This window comes from Cupriavidus neocaledonicus (assembly GCF_000372525.1).
In the GTDB taxonomy this organism is placed as follows: domain Bacteria; phylum Pseudomonadota; class Gammaproteobacteria; order Burkholderiales; family Burkholderiaceae; genus Cupriavidus; species Cupriavidus neocaledonicus.
This window is the reverse complement of record NZ_AQUR01000086.1, coordinates 1-17,714: the sequence shown is the minus strand read 5'-3', so window position 1 is coordinate 17,714 and position 17,714 is coordinate 1. Positions and strand designations below refer to the sequence as shown.

General features: G+C 66.7%; 17 protein-coding genes and 2 tRNA genes. 10 read left to right on the top strand and 9 right to left on the bottom strand.

Annotated features, from left to right (window positions below; all coding sequences use genetic code 11):
• Positions 1–68 precede the first annotated feature (68 nt).
• The 4 genes from pgsA (at position 69) to A3AG_RS31535 (ending at position 2,684) form a co-directional block, all read left to right on the top strand.
• A complete protein-coding gene (gene pgsA, locus A3AG_RS0109320; protein WP_018005140.1) occupies positions 69–668 on the top strand; it encodes a CDP-diacylglycerol--glycerol-3-phosphate 3-phosphatidyltransferase in 600 nt (199 codons plus the stop codon).
• Between the two features lie 171 nt (positions 669–839).
• Positions 840–915 (top strand) — tRNA-Gly (locus tag A3AG_RS0109315).
• A 122-nt stretch (positions 916–1,037) separates the two neighbouring features.
• Positions 1,038–1,111, top strand: a tRNA-Cys gene (locus A3AG_RS0109310).
• 349 nt (positions 1,112–1,460) lie between these two features.
• The gene (locus A3AG_RS31535; protein WP_018005139.1) at positions 1,461–2,684 is read left to right on the top strand and encodes a cation:proton antiporter domain-containing protein; all 1,224 of its coding nucleotides are present in this window, start codon (positions 1,461–1,463) and stop codon (positions 2,682–2,684) included.
• Positions 2,685–2,695: 11 nt separating this feature from the next.
• Here A3AG_RS31535 and A3AG_RS0109300 read toward each other — a convergent pair whose 3' ends face one another.
• Entirely contained in the window at positions 2,696–3,637 is a 942-nt protein-coding gene (locus tag A3AG_RS0109300; protein WP_018005138.1) for a LysR family transcriptional regulator, read from the bottom strand.
• Between the two features lie 100 nt (positions 3,638–3,737).
• On the opposite strand from A3AG_RS0109300, the gene A3AG_RS0109295 reads away from it, so the two are divergent.
• The 4 genes from A3AG_RS0109295 to A3AG_RS0109280 all read left to right on the top strand — a co-directional run bounded on the left by A3AG_RS0109295 (position 3,738) and on the right by A3AG_RS0109280 (position 7,018).
• A complete protein-coding gene (locus tag A3AG_RS0109295) occupies positions 3,738–4,844 on the top strand; it encodes a YeiH family protein (RefSeq protein WP_018005137.1) in 1,107 nt (368 codons plus the stop codon).
• Positions 4,845–5,579: 735 nt separating this feature from the next.
• Entirely contained in the window at positions 5,580–5,930 is a 351-nt protein-coding gene (locus tag A3AG_RS34530) for a hypothetical protein (protein ID WP_018005136.1), read from the top strand.
• Positions 5,931–6,194: 264 nt separating this feature from the next.
• Positions 6,195–6,452: a hypothetical protein gene (locus A3AG_RS0109285; RefSeq protein ID WP_018005135.1), complete on the top strand. Its 258-nt coding sequence runs from the start codon at positions 6,195–6,197 to the stop codon at positions 6,450–6,452.
• Between the two features lie 158 nt (positions 6,453–6,610).
• Complete coding sequence (locus A3AG_RS0109280) at positions 6,611–7,018, top strand: heme-binding protein (RefSeq protein ID WP_026164070.1); 408 nt, start codon at positions 6,611–6,613, stop codon at positions 7,016–7,018.
• Between the two features lie 260 nt (positions 7,019–7,278).
• Here the strand turns inward: A3AG_RS0109280 and A3AG_RS0109275 are convergent, their stop codons facing one another.
• From A3AG_RS0109275 to A3AG_RS0109260, 4 genes are all read right to left on the bottom strand, one after another.
• Complete coding sequence (locus A3AG_RS0109275; protein WP_026164069.1) at positions 7,279–7,608, bottom strand: hemin uptake protein HemP; 330 nt, start codon at positions 7,606–7,608, stop codon at positions 7,279–7,281.
• A gap of 258 nt (positions 7,609–7,866) precedes the next feature.
• On the bottom strand, positions 7,867–8,280 hold the full coding sequence (locus A3AG_RS0109270; protein ID WP_012353289.1) for an ExbD/TolR family protein: 414 nt from the start codon (positions 8,278–8,280) through the stop codon (positions 7,867–7,869).
• A gap of 21 nt (positions 8,281–8,301) precedes the next feature.
• Complete coding sequence (locus tag A3AG_RS0109265) at positions 8,302–9,030, bottom strand: MotA/TolQ/ExbB proton channel family protein (RefSeq protein ID WP_018005132.1); 729 nt, start codon at positions 9,028–9,030, stop codon at positions 8,302–8,304.
• A 63-nt stretch (positions 9,031–9,093) separates the two neighbouring features.
• Positions 9,094–9,750 (bottom strand): energy transducer TonB, encoded by a 657-nt coding sequence (locus tag A3AG_RS0109260; protein ID WP_018005131.1) that lies wholly within the window; start codon positions 9,748–9,750, stop codon positions 9,094–9,096.
• Between the two features lie 486 nt (positions 9,751–10,236).
• On the opposite strand from A3AG_RS0109260, the gene A3AG_RS0109255 reads away from it, so the two are divergent.
• Positions 10,237–12,537 (top strand): AAA family ATPase, encoded by a 2,301-nt coding sequence (locus tag A3AG_RS0109255; protein WP_026164068.1) that lies wholly within the window; start codon positions 10,237–10,239, stop codon positions 12,535–12,537.
• Positions 12,538–12,562: 25 nt separating this feature from the next.
• Here the strand turns inward: A3AG_RS0109255 and murI are convergent, their stop codons facing one another.
• From murI to A3AG_RS0109235, 4 genes are all read right to left on the bottom strand, one after another.
• Positions 12,563–13,372: a glutamate racemase gene (gene murI / locus A3AG_RS0109250; RefSeq protein WP_018005129.1), complete on the bottom strand. Its 810-nt coding sequence runs from the start codon at positions 13,370–13,372 to the stop codon at positions 12,563–12,565.
• A 100-nt stretch (positions 13,373–13,472) separates the two neighbouring features.
• Positions 13,473–14,996, bottom strand: coding sequence for a fumarate hydratase (locus tag A3AG_RS0109245; RefSeq protein WP_018005128.1), 1,524 nt, complete (start codon positions 14,994–14,996; stop codon positions 13,473–13,475).
• 196 nt (positions 14,997–15,192) lie between these two features.
• Complete coding sequence (locus A3AG_RS0109240) at positions 15,193–15,741, bottom strand: TIGR00645 family protein (protein ID WP_018005127.1); 549 nt, start codon at positions 15,739–15,741, stop codon at positions 15,193–15,195.
• 100 nt (positions 15,742–15,841) lie between these two features.
• Complete coding sequence (locus A3AG_RS0109235) at positions 15,842–16,801, bottom strand: DMT family transporter (protein WP_018005126.1); 960 nt, start codon at positions 16,799–16,801, stop codon at positions 15,842–15,844.
• A gap of 302 nt (positions 16,802–17,103) precedes the next feature.
• Between A3AG_RS0109235 and A3AG_RS31530 the strand changes: the two genes are divergently transcribed.
• The coding region (locus tag A3AG_RS31530; RefSeq protein WP_018005125.1) for an AMP-binding protein at positions 17,104–17,714 on the top strand (611 nt) is incomplete at its 3' end.

Here is a 17,714-nt window from a genome sequence, read left to right as displayed (position 1 = left end):
ATGCTCGATTGGCCCCGAAATCGGCGACAATCGCAGGATTGGTTACCGTCCCCCGCCGTCCGAGTTCCATGCCCTTCAATATCCCGATCCTGCTGACCTGGCTTCGCGTCGCCATGATTCCACTGGTGGTGGGGGTCTTCTACCTGCCTGACGCCTGGCTGCCGATGCACACCAAGAACCTGACCGCGGCGGCGTTCTTCATCATCGCCGCGGTAACGGACTGGCTCGACGGCTTCCTCGCACGGCGCTGGAACCAGACTTCGTCGTTCGGCGCATTCCTGGACCCGGTCGCCGACAAGCTGATGGTGACCGCGGCGCTGCTGTCGCTGCTGGCGCTGGGCCGGGTCACCGACCTGATCGCGCTGGTCATCATCGGGCGCGAGATCACGATTTCGGCGCTGCGCGAGTGGATGGCGCAGATCGGCGCCTCCAAGAGCGTCGCGGTGAATTTCCTCGGCAAGCTCAAGACCACCGTGCAGATGATTGCGATTCCGCTGCTGCTGTTCAGCGACCGCCTGTTCGGCTTCGATGCCCATCGGCTCGGCACCTGGATGATTTATGTGGCGGCGGTGCTGACGCTGTGGTCGATGATCTACTACATGAAGCTGGCGTGGCCGCAGATCCGCGAACGCAGCAACGTAGTGGCGCGCGCAGGCGCGCCGAAATGAAAAGAAATTCGAAAAAGTGGTTGACGGAGAGGGCAGTTCTTTGCATAATCTCATTCTCGTTGCTGACGACGCAAGCGAAAGCAGCGAGATAAGGTAGGTTTGGCGCAAGATGTTGTGAGATATCGGCGCATTGCAGCATAAAACACCTTGATTCGATTTAAGCAGTGCCCTGCGGGAGTAGCTCAGTTGGTAGAGCGCAACCTTGCCAAGGTTGAGGTCGCGAGTTCGAGACTCGTCTCCCGCTCCAATCCCCAAAGGGAAGCCACGCTTCCCTTTTTGTTTGGGTTGATCGCCGTTCAGCGGCATGCCGTATCGAAGCGCTGCGGCAGCCTCGGCTGAATGCGGATACAATCCAGCAGCACGTCACCTGGCGGGGTGGCAGAGTGGTTATGCAGCGGCCTGCAAAGCCGTGTACGCCGGTTCGATTCCGACCTCCGCCTCCAGTTGCAAGCAGAGCGGCGCCTTTTGGCGCCGTTTTTGTTTTCCCGGGCCGGGTGCAACCGCCCGGACGTGGCGGGCATGTTACATTACTCCTGTCGTACGCTTTTCGGGGGGCTCCGCGGCCTGGTTCGCGGGGCAGCATGTCAATCGCCATCCCCGATCCGTGACGCGCCGCCGGCGTGTCCGGGGCCGCTGCGGCATTTCCCGTTCTTCCCCGTTCCGATGCTGCTGCCCAGGGCTGCGGCGACTGTCCCGCGCTGACCGCTGGTGCGCGCCGGATGCGCTGTGCCACTTGCCAGGGCAAGGGAGCGGGTTAGCCGTTCCGCCCCTGACCCGAGGAATCCCGCACGCATGCATCACGCCACCCCGCTTATCAGTACCATCGTCGGCGGTATCGTCCTGGCCTTCATCCTTGGCGCGGTCGCCAGTCGGCTGCGCCTGCCGCCGCTGATCGGCTACCTGTGCGCGGGCATCGTGGTGGGGCCGCATACCCCCGGCTACACCGCCGACCAGGCGCTGGCGCCGGAACTGGCCGAGCTGGGCGTGATCCTGCTGATGTTCGGCGTGGGCCTGCATTTCTCGATCAAGGACCTGATGGCGGTCAAACGCATCGCCATTCCGGGCGCGGTGGTGCAGATCGGCATCGCCACGCTGATGGGCATGCTGGTGTCGTGGGGCTTCGGCTGGTCGTGGGGGCAGGGGCTGGTGTACGGGCTGGCGCTGTCGGTGGCCAGCACCGTGGTGCTGCTCAAGGCCTTGCAGGAGCGCAACCTGGTGGAATCGCCGCAGGGACGCATCGCCGTTGGCTGGCTGATCGTCGAAGACCTGGCGATGGTGCTGGCGCTGGTGCTGCTGCCGGCAATGGCCGGCCTGCTGGCCGGTGCGGGCCCGGCGTCCGGCGCTGCGGGCCCCGAGGTAGTGCTGGCGATCTTCGCCACGCTGGGCAAGGTGGCGGCGTTCGTGGCGGTGATGCTGGTAATCGGCCGCCGCTTTATCCCATGGATGCTCGAGCGCATCGTCTGGACCGGCAACCGCGAGATGTTCCGCCTGGGCGTGCTGGCAACCGCGCTGGGCGTGGCCTATGGCGCCTATGCGCTGTTCGGCGTGTCGTTTGCGCTGGGTGCGTTCTTTGCGGGCATGGTGCTGGCGGAATCCGAATTCAGCCATCGCGCGGCCGAGGAATCGCTGCCGCTGCGCGACGCCTTTGCCGTGCTGTTCTTCGTTTCGGTGGGCATGCTGTTCGACCCGATGGTGCTGGTGAACGACCCCTGGGGCGTGCTCGCGACGCTGTTTATCATCGTGGTCGGCAAGTCGCTGGCGGCGCTGGGCATCGTGCGCGCCTTCGGGCATTCGGGGCAGACCGGCATGACCATTGCCGTCAGCCTGGCGCAGATCGGCGAGTTCTCGTTCATCCTCGCCAGCCTCGGTGTCTATCTGAAGATCCTGCCCGAACGCGGCCAGGCGCTGATCCTGGCCGGTGCGCTGCTGTCGATCATGCTCAATCCCGTGCTGTTCCACATGCTCGACCTGTACACGGCGCGCCGCAGCCGCGGCGCCGGTCCCCAGCCGGCCTGACCGGTTTCCCTTCAGGCGCCGATGCGCGGCGCCATGGTGCGCAGGTACTCGGTGAACGCCAGCAACCCCTGGGTCGGGAACTTGTCCTGGTGCACCACCAGCTGCAGGGGCCGCACGATGCGCGGCAGGCCATCGCGGATCGCCACCAGCGTGCCGCGCTCGAGTTCGTCGCGCACCACATGCAGCGACAGGCAGCTGACGCCAAAGCCGCTCATCACCGCTCGCTTGATGGCCTCGGCGTTGCCCAGTTCCAGCGCGAAGCGCAGTTCGCCCAGCAGCGGCACCAGCCGCTCCTCGATCACCTCGCGCGTGCCCGAGCCGGGCTCGCGCACGATCCACTCGGCATCGCGCAGGGCCACCAGGTCATGGGGTGCCGCGGCGAGCGGGTGGGAGGGGCCGACGATCACCACCATCTCGTCGTCGCACCAGCGCACGCTGCGCAGGTCGCGTTCGTGGCTCGCGCCTTCGACCAGGCCGATATCGGCTTCGAACTGCAGCAGCGACTGCAGCACCTCGCGGGTATTGCCGATGCGCAGGTCCAGCGTGCACGGGCCGCTGCGCGAGTGGCGGAAGCCCGCCAGCAGCGGCGGCAGCATATAGCTGCCGATGGTGTTGCTGGCGGCGATGCGCAACTGGACCCCGGTCTGGCCGGCAAAACGCTCGAGTTCCTGCGCCTGGTCCAGCAGCGACAGCGCGCGCGGAAAAAATTGCCGGCCGGTCTCGTTGATGCTGAGGCGGCGCGCGATGCGGTCGAACAGGGGGCTGTCCAGCGCGCGCTCCAGCTCCGCCAGCGACGCGCTGACCGCGGATTGCGACATCGCCAGCGCCTGGGCAGCCGCCATCGTGCTGCCATGCTGGGCCACCGCCACGAACACGGACAACTGGCGCAGCGTCAGGCGCAGCGGGCGCTGCTCCGGCCGCGGCGCGGCCGGCTGGTGGGCGTGAGGGTCCATATCGAAAATATCAATAACGCATAACGATATTACCCGTTTTACGGGTTAGGCGGGCGCCATTACGCTGGAGTCACTAAAGCACACCCAACTCGAGCCCGCCATGTCTTCCGTCTCCAGCCCCCGCACCACTCCGGCCACCGCGCCAACCGCGGCACCGGCCTTGCCGCCGCCCTGGTCGCAGCGCTTGCTGACACTGCTCCCGCTGGGCGGCATCGCGTGGCTGGCGATTGCGCTGGCCGAGCATCCGGCGGTATCGCGCTACGGGCTCAGCGCGCTGACGCTGGCCATGTGCGCCGGCATGGTTGCGGCCAATACGTTGCCGCGCCATTGGCTGGCGCCGCTGGCCCCCGGCATGCAGGTGGCGCGGCATTACCTGCTGCGGCTGGGCGTGGCGTTGTACGGGCTGCGCCTGACCTTCGCCTCGATCGTCGCGCTGGGCCTGCCGGGCATCGCCGTGCCGCTGACCATGCTGGTGGCCACGCTGCTGTTCGGCACCTGGGTTGGCACGACTTGGTTCGGCCTGAGCCGCCGCGAGGCGATCCTGGTCAGTTCCGGCAGCGCCATCTGCGGCGCGGCAGCGGCGATCGCCGTGTCGTCGGTGGTGCGCACCGACGACAAGCAGACTGCCGTGGCGGTGGCGACGGTGGTGCTGTTCGGTACCGTGGGCATGCTGCTCTATCCCTATCTGTACGAACTGGCCACCGGCCATTGGCACTGGGCCGTGAGCGAGCGCATGTTCGGCATCTTTACCGGGGCGACGCTGCACGAAGTGGCGCAGGTGATCGCCGCCGGCAAGATGATCAGCGAGCCAACCGCCGACGCCGCCGTGGTGGCCAAGATGGTGCGCGTGCTGGCTCTGGGTCCGCTGCTGCTGGTGATGGCGCTGTGGCCTCAGGGCGGCTCGCAGCCGGCCCGGTCCGGCGCCGGCGCAGGCCGCCTGCGCGGCATCATGAAGTCGGTGCCCTGGTTCGCGGTGGGCTTTGTCGCGGTGATGGCGGTCAATTCGGCCGGCGCCGTGCCCGCTGCCTGGAAGGCGCCGCTGATCGCGCTGGACAACTGGCTGCTGGCTTGCGCGATGCTCGCGATCGGCCTGCACACCCGCATCGGCGACCTGGTGCGCGCAGGCCGCAAGCCGCTGGCGCTGGCCGGTGTGCTGTTCGTGTTCCTGATGGGCGCGGGGGCGCTGATGTGCTACGCGATGGCGTGACGGCGCAATCCGGAGTCAGGCAAAAAGGGGGCGATTGCCCCCTTTTTGTTTCGCTGCAAGTTTCGGCGGCCGCCAGCAGTGACCGCCAGCAGTGAGCAGCGGCCCGCAGGATGTCGCCGCCAAAGCAAAGGATGGCAACTGTGGATTTGGTGCCCGAGGCCGGAATCGAACCGGCACGCCTTGCGGCGAGGGATTTTCTTCCCACTTCGGCTTTCGCCGCCAGCGCGGGCGCTGTTCGTGGGCTGGAGCACGCCTTCACCATAGCCTTGCGGCCGTAGGTGCCCGCCGTCTGCTCTCTACACCTTCCCGGCCTTGGCGGCTGGGCTTGGCTCGGCGTTGGCTCGGATGCCATGGCATCCAGGGCGTTCGCCGACTTTGACGGGCGTCACTTCGGGCGTTTCCCCCCGAAGGCTCAAATTGTTCAAGTCCCTTGTGTCTACCGATTTCACCACTCGGGCGCGTGCGCTGCGTCTGTTGCCGTTACCGGTCGGTGCCAGACCGGCCCAGGGTGCTGCAGCGCGCGGCAAGCCCGATATTGTGGTGGCTCCGCATCCCGGATGCAAGCCGCGGCTGAGACGGAAGGGCAGGCGCGCGTGCCGACGACCTGCAACTGGTCTCTGGCGAAAAGTGACGACACTGTTACGGCTGGTAACAATGTCGTGCGCGCCGTTGCACCTGGAAATTTCCGAACCCCTACAATACCAGTTACGAGAAATCCCACTTTGAGAGGCGGATATGAAACGTTGGTGGCTTGCAGCATGCGGTATTGCCGCCGGGTTGGCGTCTGGCGCAGCCATGGCCCATGTGAGCGTTGGCGTGTCCGTCGGCGTTCCGGGCGTGGTGATCGGTGCGCCGGCGTATTATCCGCCCGCTCCGGCCTACTATGGCCCGCCGCCGGTCGTGGTGGCGCCCGCTCCGGTCTATTACGGTCCACCGCCAGTGGTGGTCCGCCCGCGCCCGGTTTACTACGGTCCTGGCTATTACGGCCCGCCGCGCTATTACGGCGGCCATCGCGGTTACTATGGCCCGCCGGGCTACCACCGTGGCCATGGACATGGCCACGGCCACGGCAGGTGGCGTGACTGAGCACGATCCTGGATCGAGGCTGTTCTGAAGGGGCCCCATTTGCGGGCCCTTTCCTTTTGGCGCTGCGAGCGCGACATAACGGTGCCGGCCTGGTTCCGGGCGGACCGGCGCAATTTGATAGAGGTCAAAATATTTGAACGGACTGCTCAAAGCATCACCTGCACGACGCTAAGGGTTTTCCCTAAACTACTTGTGTGACATCGCGATGACGCTGGTCCCTCTGGCGTGCGATGCCGTGACCAACCAAGAAGCAAGGGGAATCTCATGAAGATCAAACAAGCCGTGATTGCCGCCGCCGCACTGGCGCTCCTGGGCACTGCGTCCACCGCCTCGTTCGCCGCGGTCGGCAAGGTCGACCCGTATCTCGACGGCGCCAAGGTCGGCGCAGTCGACCCGTACACCGATGGCGCCAAGGTCGGCAAGCCGGATCCGTTCACCGACGGCGCGCGTGTCGGCAAGACCGACCCGTACACCGACGGCGCCAGGCTGGGCAAGGTCGACCCGTTCACCGACGGCGCCTGACCGCACCGCCGCAGTCATCGCATGACCCATGGCCCGCTTGCGGGCCATTTTGCTGTGGTGCGCAAGCTCAGTCGTCCGGTGGCGGTGCTGCCATGACGGTGGCGCAGGTGCGGCGCTATACTTCGGCCTCTATCCAAATCTATGACCAGGAGAGTGGCATGCAGCAAAAGACGGTTCTGACGGCAGACGACGTGAAGAAGATCATGGCCGCAGCGGAAACCGAGGCAAAGAACCATCACTGGGCCGTGTCGATCGTCGTGGTCGACGACGGCGGCCATCTGCTGGCCATGCAGCGCCTGGACGGCGCCGCGCCGATCTCGGCCTATATCGCCGGTGAAAAGGCCCGCACCTCGGCGCTGGGCCGCCGTGAGTCGAAGGTCTACGAAGACATGATCAACAACGGCCGCTACTCGTTCATGACGGCGCCGGTGCTGCAGGGCATGCTGGAGGGCGGCGTGCCCATCGTCTGCAACGAGCAGGTGGTGGGCGCCGTCGGCGTGTCGGGCGTGAAGTCGACCGAGGACGCGCAGGTCGCGCGTGCCGGCATCGCCGCGCTCGGACTGTAAGGCGTTCGCGCCGGCGCTGGCGCCGGTGCATGAAAAAGCCCCGCAGGCAGCGCCTGCGGGGCGGCATAAAAGAGGGCATGGCTGGGTACGGCCGGGGTCTGACTCCCGCCCGCGGCACGCATACCTGGCTACTGCCCAACACCTCGTTCCGAGGTGGTCCCCACAAAAGTCTTTGCGACCACGTTCGTGGCGTCCGCGCCTGGCGCGGATTGCGAATCGCTCCCCCGGCTGCCTTCCTGCCGCAACGCGCGGGGGCAGCGTCATTTCGTCAGGATCAGCTTGCCGTAGCGTGTCACGCGCAGCGTGTAGACCTCGCCGTTGTGCAGGATCGGCAGCGTGCTGGCGCCGCGCATGATCGCATCCAGCGCCACCGGTTCGCCGGCCGGCGCCGAGCTCAGGCTGTCGCGCACCAGCGCTTCCAGGCGCGCGGGCAGGGCCGCCACGGCGGACTTGACCGAGGCGATCGCCGACGGGGCCGTTTTTGCCCCGGCATCCCGGCGCGGCTGCGCGGCCACGTCGACGCGGCGCAGCGACAGGCGGCGGCGGGTGACTTCGCGGGGTTGCGACAGCGGCAGGGAAAGTGTGCTCATCATCTGGCTCCGTTCTGCGATAGGAGAGTTAGGGGAGTGCGATCCGGGCCGGCGGTGCCGCGCCTGGCGCAGTCAATGGAATGATATTAAATGAGAATTGTTATCATTACAATAGCCTCTCGCTAAGATTACGAGTGGCGCGACGACTACGGCCGGAGCCACGGCGCTGGCCGGCATCTTCGCAAGCTCTCGGCACCATGACAAAAGGGCACACGAAGGTGCCCTTTGTCGTTCAGAGACGTGCCCGCAGGGGCCGGCTTACTGCTTGGGTTCAGTGATGAAGCCGATCTTGCCCAGGCCGCCATGCTGCGCGGCGGCCATGACCTCGGCCACGCGCTCGTAGCGCACCTCGCGGTCCGCGCGCAGATGCAGCTCAGGCTGCGGCTGCTGCTGCGCGGCCAGCGCGATATTGCTTTCCAGCGTGGCCTGGTCCACTTCCACCTGGTTCCAGAAGACCTTGCCGCTAGCGTCGATCGAGACGTTGATGTTTTGTGGCTTGGGGTCGTTCGGCGTGTTGGTGGCGCGCGGCAGGTCGATCTTCACCGCGTGGTTGATCACGGGGATGGTGATGATGAAGATGATCAGCAGCACCAGCATGACGTCGACCAGCGGCGTCATGTTGATTTCGCTCATCACCTCGTCGTCGTCCCCTTCGAGAGTACCGAATGCCATGATGACTTCCTTGCTAGCGGTTTAGCGCTGTGCCGTGGCCAGGCGCACGGTGCCGTCCTCGGCGCGGGCGCCGGTGGGGCGCACGCGCGCGCCGGTGACGAAGTAGGCGTGCAGGTCGTGGGCAAAGCGGTTGAGCTTCGAGATCACCGACTTGTTGCCGCGGGTGAGGGCGTTATAGCCCAGTACGGCGGGGATTGCCACGGCCAGGCCGAAGGCGGTCATGATCAGCGCCTCGCCCACCGGGCCGGCAACCTTGTCGATGGTCGGCACGCCCGAGGCGCCGATGCCGATCAGCGCGTGGTAGATGCCCCACACGGTGCCGAACAGGCCGACGAACGGCGCGGTCGACCCGACCGATGCCAGCACCGCCAGGCCCGACTGCATGCGTGCCACCGATTCATCGATGGAGCTTTTCAGCGAACGCGTCAGCCAGTCGGAGATATCCATCACGTCGTGCAGCTGCGGCTGGCTGGCGCGATGGTGCTGGGCGGCTTCCTTGCCGGCGATGGCCAGCGTGCGGAACGGGTTGGCGTCGCCGGCGCCCAGGGTTTCCAGCGCGTGGTCGAAATCGTCCGAATGCCAGAAGCGCTTTTCCGCGCCTTGCGCCATCTTCTTCAGGCGCACCAGATCCCACGCCTTGGTCAGGATCACGATCCATGAGGCGAGCGACATGATCAGCAGAATGATGGCGGTCGCACGCATGACGAAGTCGCCTTGCGACCAGAGGTGGGTGAGTCCGAGGTCCTGCATGTGTTGGTTTCCTGGTGAGTTCGCTTGGTTTAGGTCAGATCAGAGATCGGAAATCGGGGGCGGTCAGTTCAGCTCGAAGCCGATCGGCTGCTGCGCCGTGACGGCGACGGCGCGGCCGTTGTCCATATAGGGCTTGCAGCGCATGGCCTGCACGGCTTCCACCGCGGCCTGGTCAAGCCGCGACGAGCCGCTCGACGTCACCACGGCGGTCTTGACGACCTTGCCGCTTTCATCGGTGGTCAGCCGCACCACGGCCTTGCCGGTCTCGCCCATGCGGCGCGACTGGGAAGGATACTTCGGTTGCGGCGGCGTGCACTGGATTTCGCCGATGCCGACGGCACGCGGCGCGGCCGACACCGGTGCCGGGGCGGGCTCGGGCGGGGCCGGGGGCGCCGGCGGGGCGGGCGGCGCTGCAGGCGCCGAAGGCGTCGGCGGCAGGTCGGCGACCGGCTGCGGTGCCGGCTTGGGCTGCGGCGGCGTCGGCTTGGGCGTGGTCACCTTGACCTGCTTGGGCGGGGTTTCCTGCTTGGGCTTCGGCTTGGGCGGCTCGGGCGGCGCCTCCTGCTTGGGTGGCTCGAGCGGAATGATGCGCGCGATGATTTCCGGCGCGATCACGGCCTCGGTGAGCTTGCGGGCCAGCCCGCTCTGGATCAGGTAAAGCAGGCCGGCGTGGAACAGCAGCACGGCGAGCGTAATCTTTAAGAAGCGTTGGTCGAACATGTGTCAACAACAAAAGTCTGCCGGCGGCGACACCTTGGCGGCCGTGCGCCGTCACTTGCGGTAGAACAGGATCAGCGAGATGCCGCAACCGACCAGCAGGCTAAGCAGCAATTCCATGATAAACGCTCCTTCAACTGGGTTGCCGTGGGAGCGCCACTCTGGGGCAGCGTGTCAGCTGCTGAGTATAAACGATAATGATTCTTATTTGTTGTGATTTGTGCGTCGCAACTGGAATTTTCCGCCCGCGCGCGTTATACCGGCAAGTCCCGGCGGCAAATCGGGGAGGGCAATACGGTTGGATCATGCGCGCTGGCACGCCATGGCACCGCGCCGCGCTTCGGTGCCCCAGGCCACCCTGGCCGGCGCCGGCCGTGCACGGGCGCGCCCGCAGGGCGGGAAAGCGCGCTAGCATAGAAAGACACTGCAGACGTGGCGGTGCGCCTGTCGCGGCCCGCCATCGCGCATCGCGCGCTCGGGGACCCGTTCATGGACTTCACACGTTTTGCTGAAGATGACCGATCGACGCTGCTGCGCTCCATGCCCGGCGCATCGTCCAGCTCGGCGCTGGACTGGATGTGTGCGCAGTTTGCGCTGCGCGTGGTCTGCGCGCTGGGCCCGCGCTTCAACCTGCGCAGCAATATCAACGATGTCCTGACCGTCAGCGCCCAGGAAATGGTGTGGCCCTACGGCGTGGTGCTGCGCGTGCAGCGCTTCCTGGCCGCGCGCTGCGCCGACATGCCCGCCTGGAAGGGCGCGGCGCGCCTGACCCCGGAAGAATTCCTCGACCGCCATGGCCAGTGGAACAGCGCCTTCGATGAAAGCGCGCTGTTCTATTACCTCGACGAGTACGTCAAGCACCACGCCAAGGACATGTTCGCCGTGTTCGACGCGTCGGCCGCGGCGATCGCCCAGCGGCTCGAGGGCGAGCGCGTGCTGCTGGTGCGCAATATCGACATGCTCAGCCACGTGCTGGACCTGCCCGACCACGAGCGCAAGCTGTTGCTGTATGCCGCGCTGGCCAAGTACAAGCGCGACCTGCGCGCGGTGATGGTCGACTGCAAGGTCGCGCACAGCCAGGAGGCGTTCCAGATCCTGGCCGGCCTGACCGGCGCCGGCGCGGCCGACGTGGCGGCGTCGCTGCGGCCCGGCTCGCGGCTGGAGACCCTTAACCTGATCGAGCAGCCGCTGCCTGAAAACAGTGTGACCGACCTCGGCGACCTGATGCGGCTGTCGGACCGGCTGCTGCATGTGCTGCTCGGCAACTACGCCAACGAGGCCGAGATGATGGCGGTCTTCACGCGCCCGGCCGCGCCGCCCACGCTGACCACCGCCGACTATCCGCATGTGGAGACCGACGCGCGCTACCTGCGCGCCATGCTGGCCAATGCCACGCGCCAGCACGCCAGCGGCGTCAACGTACTGATCTACGGCCCGCCCGGCACCGGCAAGACCGAGTTCGCGCGGCTGCTGGCACGTGAGGCCGGCTGCGAGCTGTATGAGGTCGATTGCCTGGATCGCGACGGCAACAGCCTGTCGGGCAAGGACCGCTACCGTTCGCTGCAGGTGTCGCAGGCGTTCCTGCGCGGGCGCGCCCATACCGCGCTGCTGTTCGACGAAGTCGAAGACGTGTTCCCGGGCAGCGCGCGCGAGCTGATGAGCCTGTTCGGCCAGGAGGACGCGCGCGCCTCGGTCAACGGCAAGGCCTGGGTCAACCAGACGCTGGAGCAGAACCCGGTGCCGGTGATCTGGATTTCCAATTCGATCCGCCAGATCGACCCGGCCTACCTGCGCCGCTTCCAGTTCCACCTCGAGCTGAAGATCCCGCCGCCGCTGGTGCGCGAGAACATCATCCGCAAGCACCTGGGGGGGCTCGATGTCAGCGATGCCTTTATCGCCGGGCTGGCCGCGCGCAAGACCCTGACGCCGGCGCAGGTGCAGTCGGCGGCGCGCTTTGTCGAGCTGGCGCGGCCGAACGTGGAAGAGCCCGTGGAGGCGCTGATCCTGCGCCAGCTCGAACATGCCGACCGCGCCATGGGCCTGCGCCCGGAAGCCGAAGCGCGCCCGGTGGTCACGCACTACCGGCTCGAGAACCTGCATCTCGAGACCCGCTATGACGTGGTCAAGATCGTCGACGCGCTGCGCGTGCGCCAGCGCGGCACGCTGTGCTTCTATGGCCCGCCCGGCACCGGCAAGACCGCGCTGGCCGAGCATATCGCGGCCGAGCTGGACCTGCCGCTGATGATCCGGCGCGCCTCGGACCTGATGAGCAAATACGTGGGCGAGACCGAGCAGCAGATCGCCGCGATGTTCGCGCGCGCGGAAGAGGACGGCGCGGTGCTGCTGCTGGACGAGGCCGACAGCTTCATGCAGAGCCGCCAGCAGGCGGTGCGCAACTACGAGATCTCCGAGGTCAACGAGATGCTGCAGGGCATGGAGCGCTTCAACGGCATCTTTATCTGCACCACCAACCTGTTCGACCGCATCGACGAGGCCGCGCTGCGGCGCTTCTCGTTCAAGATCCGTTTCCTCGCGCTGAAGCCGGCGCAGCGCGTGGCCATGTTCGTCGACGAGGCGCTCGACGGCAACGCCGCCGGCCTGACCGACGCCATGCGCGCGGACCTGGATGCGATGGATTGCCTGACGCCCGGCGACTTTGCCACGGTCAAGCGCCAGTGCGTGCTGCTGGGCGAGGCGCTGACGCCCGATGAATTCCTGGCGCAGCTGCGCCAGGAGCATGCGATCAAGCCCGAGGTGCGCGAGCACCGGCCGCTCGGCTTCCTGCGCTGATCGAAGGGGTAACCGAGGGCGCCGGTCAGAACGCCGGCGCCGGCTCGATCACCACGGTTTCCGCAGCGGCTTGCATCTGCAGCAGCGCGGCCACCATCGCGCGCAAATGCGCGGCATCCTTGGTCGAGAGCAAGCGGTCATGCCCCCGGGCACCGGACGGCGCGGCCAGCGCATGCTCGTCGAGCTTGCGCGCCAGCTGGCGCGCGACCGCGCTGCCGGTATCGACCAGCGCCAGCCGATCGCCGGCGATGGCGCGGATAGCGCCTGCCAGGAAGGGGTAGTGGGTGCAGCCCAGCACCAGGGTATCGGCGCCGGCTTCCAGCATCGGCGCGAGGTAAGCCGCCAGGCGCTCGCGCACGGCGGGCCCGTCGGTCTGGCCTTGCTCGACCAGCGTCACCAGTCCCAGCCCGGCCTGGCACAGGAAGCGGCTTTCGCCGTCCAGCGATGCCAGCAGCCGCGCGAATTTCGCGCTCTTGAGCGTATTGGCGGTCGCCAGCACGCCGACCACCTTGCTGCGGCTGGCCGCGGCGGCGGGCTTCAGGCCGGGCTCGACCCCGATGATCGGCACCGCCAGCCGCTCGCGCAGCAACGCCACGGCATGGCCCGTGGCGGTATTGCAGGCGATCACCAGCGCCTTGCAGCCCTGATCGATCATCCACTCGCAGGCCTGCAGCGTGCGCGCTTCGACAAAACGTTCGGGCTTTTCGCCGTAGGGCGCGTACTTCGAGTCGGCAAGGTACAGCAGCGGCTCGTGCGGCAGCAGGGCGCGGATCTCGCGCAGCACCGACAGGCCGCCGAGGCCGGAATCGAAGACGCCGATGGGTGCGGGGTTCACTGGGATGCGAGGAGGACACGAAACAGTGCAGAAAAAAGCCGGGTCGGAACCCGGCTTTTCGAGCGCGACGGCGGATTCTACCGTCCCGGCGCGTAGTGGCTTACAGCGCGGCGACCGGAATCTTGCCGATCTTGGCCTGCCATTCTGCCGGGCCGGTCTTGTGCACCGAGGTGCCTTCGCTGTCCACGGCCACCGTCACCGGCATGTCCTTGACCTCGAACTCGTAGATCGCTTCCATGCCCAGGTCTTCGAAGCCGACCACCCTGGCCTGCTTGATCGCCTTGGCCACCAGGTAGGCGGCACCGCCCACCGCCATCAGGTAGGCCGACTTGTGCTTCTTGATGGCCTCGATCGCCACCGGGCCGCGCTCGGCCTTGCCGATCATCGAGATCAGGCCGGTCTCGGCCAGCATCATCTCGGTGAACTTGTCCATGCGCGTGGCGGTGGTGGGGCCGGCCGGGCCGACCGCCTCGTCGCGCACCGGATCGACCGGGCCGACGTAGTAGATCACGCGGTTCTTGAAGTCCACCGGCAGCTTCTCGCCCTTGGCCAGCATGTCGGCGATGCGCTTGTGCGCGGCGTCGCGGCCGGTCAGCATCTTGCCATTGAGCAGCAGGGTCTGGCCCGGCTTCCACGAGGCGACTTCTTCCGGCGTCAGCGTGTCCAGGTCGACGCGCTTGGAGGTCTCGGTGTTGGGTGCCCACTCGACCTTCGGCCATTGCGACAGGTCCGGCGCTTCCAGCTTGGCCGGGCCGCTGCCGTCCAGCGTGAAGTGCACGTGGCGGGTGGCGGCGCAGTTCGGGATCATCGCTACCGGCTTGGACGCTGCGTGCGTCGGGCAGGCCATGATCTTGACGTCGAGCACGGTGGCCAGGCCGCCCAGGCCCTGGGCGCCGATGCCCAGCGCGTTGACCTTCTCGTACAGCTCGACGCGCAGTTCCTCAACCCAGTCCCTGGGGCCGCGGGCGATGATGTCCTGGATATCGATGGATTCCATCAGCGATTCCTTGGCCATCACCATCGCCTTCTCGGCGGTGCCGCCGATGCCGATGCCCAGCATGCCCGGCGGGCACCAGCCGGCGCCCATGGTCGGCACGGTCTTCAGCACCCAGTCGACGATCGAGTCCGACGGGTTCAGCATCACGAACTTGGACTTGTTCTCCGAGCCGCCGCCCTTGGCCGCGACCTGGATGTCGACGGTGTTGCCCGGCACCACTTCATAGTGGATCACGGCCGGGGTGTTGTCCTTGGTGTTCTTGCGGCCGCCTTCGGGCGGGCTGACGATCGAGGCGCGCAGCACGTTGTCGGGGTGCGTGTAGCCGCGGCGCACACCCTCGTTGATCATGTCGGTCAGGCCCATGGTGGCGCCGTCCCAGCGCACGTCCATGCCCACCTTGACGAAGACCGTGACGATGCCGGTGTCCTGGCAGATCGGACGCTTGCCCTCCGCGCACATGCGGCTGTTGGTCAGGATCTGCGCGATCGCGTCCTTGGCCGCCGGGCTCTGCTCCAGCTCATAGGCGCGGCCCAGGCTGGTGATGTAGTCCATCGGATGGTAGTAGCTGATGTACTGCAGGGAGTCGGCGACGCTCTGGATGAGGTCTTCTTGCTTGATGACGGTCATTTTGTGGGGTGGGCAGCGGTGAAACACAGCCCGAAATCATACACTGAGCAGCGGCGCTCTGCCCGGCTGCATACAGCCGTCCACAGCGATGAATGTGCGGTAGACGCCGCTGTTGGCCGATGCGTCGGCCCAAAAGCAAAAACCGCGGCACATGGCCGCGGTCCGCAAGCAAGCGGGTTGGCCCCGCAAGCCGCTATCAATGCCTGGCGGGCGCGCCGGCGGGGTGGCTCACCATGCGGTCGACCCATGCCATCGCCACCGCTGACAGCAGAAACGCCAGGTGGATCGCCACCTGCCACATGATGGTATGGGTGGTGCGCTGCTCGGCGTCGATAAAGGTCTTGAGCAGGTGGATCGACGAAATGCCGATCAGTGCCATCGACAGCTTGACCTTCAGCACGCCCGCATTGACGTGGTCGAGCCATTCGGGCTCGTCGGGATGGTTGTCGATGCCGAGCCGCGAGACGAAGGTCTCGTAGCCGCCGACGATCACCATGATCAGCAGGTTGGAGATCATCACCACGTCGATCAGCCCCAGCACCACCAGCATGATCTTGTTCTCGTCGAACTCGGTCACATGGGCGAGCAGATGCCAGACCTCGATCAGGAAATGGTAGACGTAGACGCCCTGGGCCACGATCAGGCCCAGGTACAGCGGCAGTTGCAGCCAGCGCGACGCGAAGATGATGCTGGGAATCGGCCGCAGGGTTTGCGGCTGCTGCTCGGGAATCGGGTTGGAAGCCATGGCGGGGCGGGGTCGGCGGAGTTGAAAATCGGCGTGGATTGTACCAAGCGACCATGGCAACGCTGTGTTACCAGCGGTAACCGCTGCCTTGCCGCAGCGCTCAGGCGCGCGCCCCCGGCTCGGCGCCGGCCGCCTTGCCGCGCCACGCGCCGCGCGTGATCCGCCCCGGCCAGCTGGCCAGCACGATCCCGGCCAGCACGCACGCCAGCGCCACGCCATGCGGCCAGCCTGGCTGCTCGCCCAGGAAGACGATGCCGTAGGTGGCCGCGGCCACCGGCAGCACCGAGGTGAAGACCCCGGCCAGCTGCGCCGGCACATGCCGGATGCCCTTCATCCACAGCCAGAACGAGAACACGCTGGCCGACAGCGCGTACCACAGCACCATCAGCCAGGTCTGTGCCGGCACCGCGGCGGCGTCGAAGTTCAGCAGCGGCAGCAGTCCCAGCGGCAGCATCAGCAGTCCGCCGATCAGGTGCGTGTAGGCGCAGATCTCGATCGCGGCCAGCGTCTGCGTGAGCCGGCGCGACAGGATCACGTAGATCGACTCGCACACCACCGCGCCCATGATCATCAGGTTGCCCAGCCACGCCTGGCTGCCTGCGCCGGTGCCGTGGGAATCGCCGCGCGCGATGTTGAGCACCGCGATGCCCGCCACCGCCAGCAGCACCGACACCACCGTGCGCCGCGACAGGCGTTCGCGCAGCAGCAGCCAGGACAGCAGCGCCACGGTGGCGGGGATGGTGCTGGTGATCACGCCCGCCGCCATGGCGCTGGTCAGGCGCACGCCGTTGAGCATCAGCAGCGTAAACAGAAAGGTGCCGAAGAACGCCTGCAGGAACAGGTTCAGCCATTCGCCGCGCGAGACCCGGCGCATGCGCGCGGGCCGGTACCACGGTGCCAGGCAGACGATGGCGATGACAAAGCGCAGCAGCGCGAACAGCAGCACCGGCACATGGGCGATGATGGACTTGCCGAGGCCGACGTTGCTGCCGACCAGCGCCATCGAGGCGACCAGGAACAGTACGTAGACGGGAGTGAAGACAGCAGCGTTGGCGGGCACGGGTACTTGCCTCGGGATCTTCCGGTCGACACGCCGGCGCGGTGCACGGCAGGTCCGGGCTGGGCGGTGCTACCGCGCGGCAAGGGCCGCGCCGCATTCAGGTATCAGGCTCGCGGCATTATAGCTGTGCTAGCCTAATGGAGAAGGCTGCACTTTCGCGGCGCGCCCCCGATTCTTCCCGCTGCAATGCAACACGTTGCAGCGCCTGATCCTGCCGGCTGCAGGGATTTATCGTCAGGTTTAAGTAAGCCGTCGGGCGTAACGTGGCAGCCAAAGCCAGTCCAAAATCAGGAGACCAGTCCATGTCCGCCATCGAATCGGTGATGCAGGAGCATCGCGTGTTCAACCCGCCCGAGGCCTTTGCCAGCCAGGCCGCCATTCCCAGCATGGACGCCTACCGCGCCCTGTGCGACGAGGCCGAGCGCGACTACGAAGGCTTCTGGGCCCGCTACGCCCGCGAGCTGCTGCACTGGAACAAGCCCTTCACCAGGGTGCTGGACGAGAGCAACGCGCCGTTCTACAAGTGGTTCGAGGACGGCGAGCTCAACGCCTCGTACAACTGCCTGGACCGCAACCTGCAGAACGGCAATGCCAACAAGGTCGCGATCGTGTTCGAGGCCGACGATGGCACCGTGACGCGCGTCACCTACCGCGAGCTGCACGCCAAGGTGTGCCGCTTCGCCAACGGCCTGAAGTCACTCGGCATCAAGAAGGGCGAGCGCGTGGTGATCTACATGCCGATGTCGGTCGAGGGCGTGGTCGCGATGCAGGCCTGCGCGCGCCTGGGTGCCACGCACTCGGTGGTGTTCGGCGGCTTCTCCGCCAAGTCGCTGCAGGAGCGGCTGGTCGACGTCGGCGCGGTGGCGCTGATCACCGCCGACGAGCAGATGCGCGGCGGCAAGGCGCTGCCGCT